At 64.0% G+C, this 392-nt stretch carries 1 pseudogene; it reads left to right on the forward strand.

The annotated features are described in order from the left end of the window. A pseudogene (locus NE591_RS13060) lies at positions 1–392 on the forward strand (hypothetical protein); the annotation flags it as partial.

A 392-nucleotide genomic window follows, 5' to 3' on the forward strand; every position in this document is an offset into this window, starting at 1 on the left:
ATGCTCGTCGCCAAGCTGATCATGTTCCCCTCCATGCTTCGCGAGGACATGAAGAACTCCGTTTTCGCAAGTGTTTCTGCCACGTTCTTCATGACGCTGATGATGGTGGCCGACCGCGTCATCGGCGGGTATCCAGTCTGCGTGAAGCCGGCCCACGGCGGCAGCGCCCAGGGCGTGCACAAGGTGAAAATCCAGGAGGAGCTGGGCGAGGCGGTGCTCGATGCGCTGTCCTACGACGAGGCCGTGAACATCGAGCAGTGGGTCGATGGCGTGGAGCTTTCCGTGTCCATCCTCGGCACCGGCTGGGACGCCCACGCGCTGCCGCCGGTAGAGATTGTGGGTCGCGAGGGCTTTTACGACGCGGCGGCCCGCATGGCCGACGACGCTGTGGA

The sequence above is a fragment of the Adlercreutzia sp. DFI.6.23 genome (genome assembly GCF_024462535.1).
In the GTDB taxonomy this organism is placed as follows: Bacteria; Actinomycetota; Coriobacteriia; order Coriobacteriales; family Eggerthellaceae; genus Adlercreutzia; species Adlercreutzia rubneri.